This window comes from Variovorax sp. P1_H12_2 (assembly GCF_056405335.1).
On the sequence record NZ_JBFUCI010000348.1, the window covers coordinates 1 to 6,982 of the forward strand.

The following is a 6,982-nucleotide window of genomic DNA, read 5'->3' on the forward strand; positions in this document are numbered from 1 at the left end:
GGGCAATGTCTTGTGCGGAGCAGCGCGCCTTTGTGCTCTCGGCATTGGCGACCAACGGGCAATCGAGCTACTTCTTCCGCAATAACGGCTGTTACCAAGTGCCGACGCGTGTTCACGAACTGCGCAAGCTCGGGCACGACATCCGCACCAGCTGGGTCACTATCGTTGACGCCGACAGCTGGTCCCATCCCCGCTGTGCCTTCTACGAACTCGGCGATCAAGGCCAGATCGGCCTCGACTTCGGAGCCGCTGCGAATGACCCGGCCGCGCCGAAGAAAGGCGGCAAGCAATGAGCGTGATCAACGCCCTGGCCGACTCCAAGGCCTTCCGTACGGCTGCCTCAGAGTTCGCCCTGCACGCCGAGGTCGGCCTCGACGGCCTGATGCGCCTGCACTCGATCCACCATGGCCGCGTCGTTCCGCTGGACGACCTCGATCACGCACGCGCCTTCCTGGCGCAGATCGGCGGTGCCAATGCGTGAGTACGCGATCGTGCCGTCCAAGTTCTGGATCACGCCCCTCGCCAAGTCGTTGCGCGGCAATCCGGCCGCACAAGTCGTCGCGCTGTACCTGAAGACTGGTCCGCACGCCAACCTGATCGGCCTGTATCACTGCCCCATTGCTTACGTCGCACAAGACACCGGCATCCCCTTCGAAGGGGCTTCGAAGGCCCTTTCAAGCCTCTCCGAAGCGGGGTACTGCACCTTCGACGAGCAGGCCGATGTCGTGTTCGTTCACGACATGGCGCCGGAGCAGATCGGCTCCGCGTTGGCGCCGGCCGACAAGCGCACCAAGGCCGTGCTGCGCGAGTGGTCGGCCGTTCCGTCTGAAGGCCTGCGCCGCGCGTTCCACCGCCTGTATGCCGAGGCGTTCCATCTGCCGCCGATGCCTGAAATCGCCGATCTCGGCCAAGGGGCTTCAAAGGCTGTTGCAGGCCCCATCGAAGCCCCTTCGAAGGTCCTCCGAAGCCAAGATCATGACCACGAACAAGAAAACGATCACGAGCAGGAATCTTCTTCGTCCGAGCAAAGCCCGGACGGCGCTGACTCGCCCGGCAAGGGCACAAAGGCGAGAAAGCACCACGGCACTGACGACGACCATGAGGCGGTGAAGTGGATGTGGGTGCGCATCAAGGTCATCKATCCGACCATGAAAGAGCCGAACTGGGACGCGTGGGCGAACGACATGCGCCTGATGCGCGAGCAGGACCGCCGAACGCATCGCGACGCCTGCGCGCTTTTCGACTGGGCAAACAAGGACGGCTTCTGGAAGACCAACATCCTGTCGCCGGCCAAGCTGCGCGAAAAGTGGCAGCAGCTTTCGCTCAAGCGTCAGAACCCCGTGGCGATAGCAGCGTCTTCGCGAGCGCCGGCCATGACCGACGAGCAGCTTGCCGCGAGGAACGCCGAAGAGACCGCCAAGGCCAAAGCCCTCTACCGCCAGCGGTACGGCCATGCCGCGAACGACGGCAACGTGATCGACGCCGAGGCGACCGTGATCCCCGACAGCCCCGCCATCGGAGGCGCTGCCGCATGAACTTCGATCGAGACTTTGACGGCTTCGCGGCGACGCTGGACGACCTCTGGTCGCTCAAGGGGCAGGCGCTCACGGCCGGTGCACGGATGATGTTCTTTCGCGCGCTGGAGGACTACCCGCTGCGCGAGGTCGAGGCCGGACTGTTTGCCCACAGCCGCGACTCGAAGCGCGGCCAGTTCCTGCCGATGCCGGCCGACGTGATTGCGCAGATCAACGGCCTTGTTGCCGACGATGGCCGTCCTGGCGCGGAAGAGGCGTGGGCCTCCGCGTTTCGCGCGACCGACGAGAACGCGACGGTCGTGTGGTCGAGCGAAATGGCCGAGGCCTTCGGCATTGCGCGTCCGCTGGCCCTGGCCGGCGATGAAGTTGCGGCGCGCATGGCGTTCAAAGAGTCGTACACGCGCCTCGTCTCCGAAGCCCGCGAGCGCCGTGTGCCCATCGCGTGGTCCGCGACGCTGGGCCACGACACGGCAGCGCGCAATGTCACGCTGTTGCCGCACGTGCAGGCCGGCCGTCTGTCGGCCGATCTTCTGCTCGACGCGCCGACGGGTCTTGACGAGGTGCTGGCGCTGCCTGCCGCCGAAGAGACCCAGTCGAACCGCGACGCCCGAGCCAAAGCGCGCGCCTTGCTGCTGAGCATGCGTGCCGAAGCGACCTCGCGCAAGGGGGCCCCCACGGCGCAGCAGATCGACCGCGAGCGCACCGACGCGCTGAAGGCCGCTGCGGCCTCCAAGGTCCGCAACTACACCGCCACCACTTTCAACGCAACTGGAACCTGAACCATGACCGACAACGAAAGAACCATTCGCACGGTCGCCCTCGCTGGCTACCGCTTCGACAGCACTGACGGCCCCCGCAAGGCCCTGATTCAACCCAACGCCGTCGGCGGTGTTTGCGTGTGCATCGCTGCGCCGGCCGGTGCGCGCGGCAGCGCCTTCACCATCGATTTCGCTGATGTCGATTCGTTCTGCAGCGCACTGCGCGCTGCGGCGCTGGAAGCCGGCGAGAAGCTCGTCGAAACCATGTGCGGCATGGAGGCGAACCACGCCATCGAACGCGCCCGCACCGCTTGATTTGTCACCAGTAACCGAGGAACAAAAAAATGTCCGCATCTCAATCCCGCTCGCACCGCGTTGTGCGTATCACCTACATCGACGCAACGGGCGAGCACGACGGCGGCGAGGCCCGCGTGCACGTGTCGCGCTGCTGCGACAACTGCTCCGCCGACGGCCTCAAAGACCGTGAATGGCAGGAAGACGGCGGCATCGAGAAGTTCGGCCGCTGCATGAATCTGGTCCCCGCCGCTGACGATGCGGGCCAGCCGAATCAGTGGTGCGACGACCACCAAACCTCCGCCGAGTTCGAGGCCGGCGTCCACCGCCCGCATGCGCCCGTGTTCACGGTCGTGGAAGGTGGTGCAGCATGAGCGCGGTCGTCGCCAACACCATCGAGCCCGTCGCGCATGCCCCTGTGGTTATTCAGCTGGATGTCCCCGCTGCAACGGCAGTCGATCTGCCTGACTTCGACGACGAAGCCCCCGTGGCTGTCGGCGCGGTGTTTGCGGGCTTGACGACGAACGCTGCTCGTGCTGCAACGCCTGCCGCGAATGACCCGAGCGTTGAGCGTGAAGCAGATGCCTCGGCCCGTGGCGGCGAAGCCAACGCCAGATTGAGCCGCGTGATGGCTGTCCGGCTGGTGCGTGCGCGCATGCTTTCTGGTCTGTCGCAAGGCGATGTCTCCAAGGCTCTTCATTTCAAAAATCAGTCTCAAGTCGCGCTCTGGGAAAGGGGCCGTCGTTTGATCACACCGACCGCCCTGGTGCGCGTGTCCGAAGTCCTGGGCGTCTCTTCGGACTACTTGCTGGGCATGAGTGATGAACCGGAGCGCGACCAAGCGGCTGCTCTTCGCAGCGCGTGCCTGATCGGTGTCCGTAAGCAGCTTTCTCGCGTGGCCGAGATCACGGTCGATGAGGTCGCGCGCCACGCCCGCCTGGTCGGCCCGCATGTCGGCCATGTTCGCGGGCTTCTCGCGGCGGGGGACGACCTGCTCGAAGCTTTCAGCGGCTTCATGCGCTCGAACTCGGGGGCGTTCGATCGCATGCGCGGCGGAGCAACCGCGCTGCGCCGCGCACAGGAGTTCGAGACCGCGCTGGAGGACGCACGCACGGCGATCCGCGCCCACGACGCCCTCGACGGCGATCTGCGTCGCGCGCTGGCCGATATCGCCCTTGAAGACGAGATGGCGGGCGACGACGACGTTTGAGCGAGGACTTCCGCCGACGGCGGAGGTCGTCCCGAGGCACGCGAAGCCCTTCGCGCAGATCGGGAAAGTCGGTCCCTGTCGAGCGGCCGAGCTGCACAAAGATGCACGGACCGTAACCCAGGAGCACCAACCAATGCAACTTAACGACCCCGACGACGACCTGCTCGACAGCGCACAGGTCAGCGCCGAGATGCTTGGCGGACGCGTGAAGGCCAGCACGATCGATAGCTGGCGCAGGCCGAGCCGCGCACAGCCGCTGCCGTTCGTGAAGGCCGGCCGTCGATGCCTCTATCGCCGCAGCGCTGTCCGCGAATGGCTGGCGCAGAACACCAGCGCGCCCAAGGCCTGACCCGAATGCGCGCAATTGCCATGCTGCTCGTCGTCACCCGCGCTCACTTCAGCGCCAAGGTGCATGCCAGTCCCGCCAAGCCCCTTCAACTGCCGAGCTGGCGCACCACCAGCCACATCCATACCGCGCCCGCCAAAACCCGCCCCATCAAGGACCAAACCATGAAATTCGTTCGCAGCCCGCTCGCGGCCTCCGCCGCCCTGACCGCCGCCGAGGTTGACGCCCTGGACTCTGTCTTCAGCGATTCCCAGGTGCAGCTCACGGCCGGCCGACTGCACCTGAAGCAGGCACATCTTCTCGAAGTTGCGGGCTTCCGTAGCGCGATCGCCCAGGCCATCGCAGCTGTTGATGAACCCGCCGCTATCACGCCCGAGAAGGTCGTCGCGATCCTTGACCGGATGGCTGCGGACATTGATGACGAGGTTGCTGCCGTCCGCGAAGATCGCGCCCAGCACGACGCCTGCCACAAAGCGCGTCTGGAACGTCTCATGCCCTTGCGCCACGTCGTCTCGACGCGCCTGGGTGCACTGACCCGCCAGCGCGAACACTGCCTCGTCCGCATCGACGCCGCGCGCAGGGCTTCCACGATGTCGGGCTCCGCATCTCACCGCTACAACGGCCTCGTGGCGGCCGGCCTGAAGCCCGATGAGATTACCGCCGCGCTCGGCATTCAGTCTCCAGCCGATGACGAAGCCGCCGTGCGCGCCCGGATCGTTGCCATCGACGCCGAAATCGTGCCGCTGCATGCATTCGGTGAAAGCGGCGATGTCGAGCACCTGGCTGGCCTGGGCCTCGACGACCTCATCGCGCAGGCCTACCCCTATCGCGTTGGCGCAGAGGTCACCGCATGACGACCCGCAGCCCGACCGAACCCCGCAAGCGCGGCTCGAAGCCCGGCGTGGCGCGTGGGCAGTACAAGCCCCGCCGCATCCAAGCCAACGAACCGCAGACGCCGGAGTCGCTTGCCGCACTGGATGAGCGTACGCGCGAGTTTTGGGGCGACCTGTATGACCGCAACGCCAAGGTCTTCGCCCGCGAACTTGGCCGGACTGTTTTCGTGCGGTCCTACTTGCCGCCCGCGCCCGATGGCGACGAGCGCGCTGCATGCACCGCGAAGGCCTGCTCCCGCTGCGGGCTCGACCAGCCCCTGAACAACTTCAGCCCCAGCCGTGGTGGGCGCTTCGGCGTCAAAGCCGCGTGCAAGACGTGCTGCGCAAAGGCCGCCCGCGAGACAGCCAGCAACCCGCAAGGCAAGGCCGCCCGCCTGCGTGCGCAAGCGAAGTATCGAGCCCACCTTGCGGCCGAGGAACGCAGCACCAAAGCGCGGGCCGCCTTCGTCGCAACCGCTAGCAAGACCGCCGCGGGCCGGGCGCTTCTTGCCTCCGTCGGACTTAGGAAATCTTAGGAGAACCAATGCTTACTTGCGTTAACCATTCGCGTGATTTGATCGAAATTGGCTATCACGATTCCCCGCGTGCCACGGGCCCGGATCACTCCGGAGCAGCCCTGACAAAGGCTGACTTTTTGCATCGTTTGCCGCACGAGCAAATGGGCTCAGATTTGTTAAGTTTTGATAAGGTACTTCCGTTGTCGATGCGGCAGATTCGCGCTTCCCAGCGCGGGCAGGAGGCGGCATGAGCGGCATTCGCATCGGCAATCTGACCGCCGGGCGGAACCGAGTTGCGAACAACGACTTGYTCCGTCGACAGTCCGACGCGCACAGGATTCTTGGGCCTTCGGATATCGCGCAAGGCAAGGTGTCGGGCGGCCGGCTGCTGTACACGACCCTTGGCGGCGTGCCACGCCAGCTCACGGCCGAGGACATGGCCGTGTTCAAGACCAAAGCCAAGGCCCTCGGCACGCGCTACAAAGGTGGTGCCACCATCGACGACATCGTGAGGGCGAGCCGTCCGGAAGACTTGCAGCGCGCGCGCGATATCAGGTGGAGCACGCCCGCGCGCCTGCGCAACGGGACGATCGACTTCATCGCGAGCGCCAGCCGACAAAGCCCGGTGACGCGTCACTATGTGACTGTCATCTTTGCTGACTACGGCGCCGCGCTGGCCCGTGCTGCAACTCCTCTCCAGGCTGCTGCGTGGCTTGCGAAGGAAGGTCATGTGAAGTGGGACTGCTCGTGTGGGCGGCATACTTTTTGGTATCGGTACATCTGTACGTCGATCGGCGCGAACGCAGCAAGGCAAGAAACGGGGTTTCCTCGTATTCGGAACGTCCATCTCACAGGCCTCGCCTGCAAACATACCCTTCGCACGATGATCGAGTTGCGCGACAGCATCCTCGTGCGCAAGCAGGTCGCCAAGATGATCGAGGCCGATCGTGCACGCCTCGACAGTCCGGGCCGTACGAAGCACCAAACCATCCGCGTGACACAGCAGGACGCCGACCGCATCACCGCCGGGCGCGTGCGCCGCATCGCGGTCAAGCCGGAGCAGCGCCGCGCCACCCTGGGGCCGAAGGCCAGCAGTTCGGACATTCGCGCCGCCCTGGCCGCCTTCAAGGGCAAGACTGACCCGACCAGCCTCGCTATCGAGCGCGCTTTGAAAAATCTTCTCGCCGCCCAGCAGAAGGCGGCACGGCCGTGACCATTCCTCAGAACCTTCAGAGCCTGCGCTGCTCGCCTGCTCACGCTCACGCTCATGGCGATCAGCGTGCGCGACGTGCTTCGAGTCCCTCCATCAACCCCCAAACGCCCACAGGGCACCAAGACCATGGCCTACCTTGAACCCCAGCTGACCAACGAAGTGAAGGCTGTCACCGCCGAGTTGTTCGATCACCTCGCCCTCAATGCCGACGCGCAGCCTTTCGCCGACGGTAGTCC

12 protein-coding genes are annotated in these 6,982 nt (G+C 65.3%); all 12 read left to right on the forward strand.

Going from position 1 to position 6,982, the window contains the following annotated elements; translation table 11 throughout:
- On the forward strand, window positions 1–293 hold a 293-nt coding region (locus AC1D2K_RS26435), incomplete at its 5' end, for a helix-turn-helix domain-containing protein (RefSeq protein ID WP_478092274.1).
- Window positions 290–481 carry a hypothetical protein gene (locus tag AC1D2K_RS26440; RefSeq protein WP_478092276.1) on the forward strand — a complete coding sequence of 64 codons (192 nt, stop codon included), beginning with the start codon at window positions 290–292 and terminating at the stop codon, window positions 479–481. The genes AC1D2K_RS26435 and AC1D2K_RS26440, both read left to right, overlap by 4 nt.
- Window positions 474–1,535: a hypothetical protein gene (locus tag AC1D2K_RS26445; protein ID WP_478092277.1), complete on the forward strand. Its 1,062-nt coding sequence runs from the start codon at window positions 474–476 to the stop codon at window positions 1,533–1,535. Before AC1D2K_RS26440 ends, AC1D2K_RS26445 begins: the two co-directional genes overlap by 8 nt.
- On the forward strand, window positions 1,532–2,314 hold the full coding sequence (locus AC1D2K_RS26450; protein WP_478092279.1) for a hypothetical protein: 783 nt from the start codon (window positions 1,532–1,534) through the stop codon (window positions 2,312–2,314). Before AC1D2K_RS26445 ends, AC1D2K_RS26450 begins: the two co-directional genes overlap by 4 nt.
- A 3-nt stretch (window positions 2,315–2,317) precedes the next feature.
- Window positions 2,318–2,608, forward strand: coding sequence for a hypothetical protein (locus AC1D2K_RS26455; RefSeq protein ID WP_478092280.1), 291 nt, complete (start codon window positions 2,318–2,320; stop codon window positions 2,606–2,608).
- A 29-nt stretch (window positions 2,609–2,637) separates the two neighbouring features.
- Window positions 2,638–2,961, forward strand: a complete 324-nt coding sequence (locus AC1D2K_RS26460) for a hypothetical protein (protein WP_478092282.1) — start codon at window positions 2,638–2,640, stop codon at window positions 2,959–2,961.
- Window positions 2,958–3,797, forward strand: coding sequence for a helix-turn-helix domain-containing protein (locus tag AC1D2K_RS26465; RefSeq protein WP_478092283.1), 840 nt, complete (start codon window positions 2,958–2,960; stop codon window positions 3,795–3,797). Before AC1D2K_RS26460 ends, AC1D2K_RS26465 begins: the two co-directional genes overlap by 4 nt.
- A gap of 133 nt (window positions 3,798–3,930) precedes the next feature.
- Window positions 3,931–4,146 (forward strand): hypothetical protein, encoded by a 216-nt coding sequence (locus AC1D2K_RS26470; protein ID WP_478092285.1) that lies wholly within the window; start codon window positions 3,931–3,933, stop codon window positions 4,144–4,146.
- A 20-nt stretch (window positions 4,147–4,166) separates the two neighbouring features.
- On the forward strand, window positions 4,167–4,997 hold the full coding sequence (locus AC1D2K_RS26475) for a hypothetical protein (RefSeq protein WP_478092286.1): 831 nt from the start codon (window positions 4,167–4,169) through the stop codon (window positions 4,995–4,997).
- On the forward strand, window positions 4,994–5,551 hold the full coding sequence (locus tag AC1D2K_RS26480) for a hypothetical protein (protein WP_478092287.1): 558 nt from the start codon (window positions 4,994–4,996) through the stop codon (window positions 5,549–5,551). The genes AC1D2K_RS26475 and AC1D2K_RS26480 overlap by 4 nt, the downstream gene beginning before the upstream one ends.
- Window positions 5,552–5,780: 229 nt before the next feature.
- Complete coding sequence (locus AC1D2K_RS26485) at window positions 5,781–6,746, forward strand: hypothetical protein (RefSeq protein ID WP_478092289.1); 966 nt, start codon at window positions 5,781–5,783, stop codon at window positions 6,744–6,746.
- Between the two features lie 54 nt (window positions 6,747–6,800).
- A partial coding sequence (locus AC1D2K_RS26490; RefSeq protein WP_478092290.1) for a hypothetical protein occupies window positions 6,801–6,982 on the forward strand: 182 nt, incomplete at its 3' end.

Bases quoted from the DNA above. Each gene is read 5' to 3' on its own strand.
- AC1D2K_RS26440 (WP_478092276.1), top strand. From the start codon at position 290: ATGAGCGTGATCAACGCCCTGGCCGACTCCAAGGCCTTCCGTACGGCT.
- AC1D2K_RS26450 (WP_478092279.1), top strand. From the start codon at position 1,532: ATGAACTTCGATCGAGACTTTGACGGCTTCGCGGCGACGCTGGACGAC.
- AC1D2K_RS26455 (WP_478092280.1), top strand. From the start codon at position 2,318: ATGACCGACAACGAAAGAACCATTCGCACGGTCGCCCTCGCTGGCTAC.
- AC1D2K_RS26460 (WP_478092282.1), top strand. From the start codon at position 2,638: ATGTCCGCATCTCAATCCCGCTCGCACCGCGTTGTGCGTATCACCTAC.
- AC1D2K_RS26465 (WP_478092283.1), top strand. From the start codon at position 2,958: ATGAGCGCGGTCGTCGCCAACACCATCGAGCCCGTCGCGCATGCCCCT.
- AC1D2K_RS26470 (WP_478092285.1), top strand. From the start codon at position 3,931: ATGCAACTTAACGACCCCGACGACGACCTGCTCGACAGCGCACAGGTC.
- AC1D2K_RS26475 (WP_478092286.1), top strand. From the start codon at position 4,167: ATGCTGCTCGTCGTCACCCGCGCTCACTTCAGCGCCAAGGTGCATGCC.
- AC1D2K_RS26480 (WP_478092287.1), top strand. From the start codon at position 4,994: ATGACGACCCGCAGCCCGACCGAACCCCGCAAGCGCGGCTCGAAGCCC.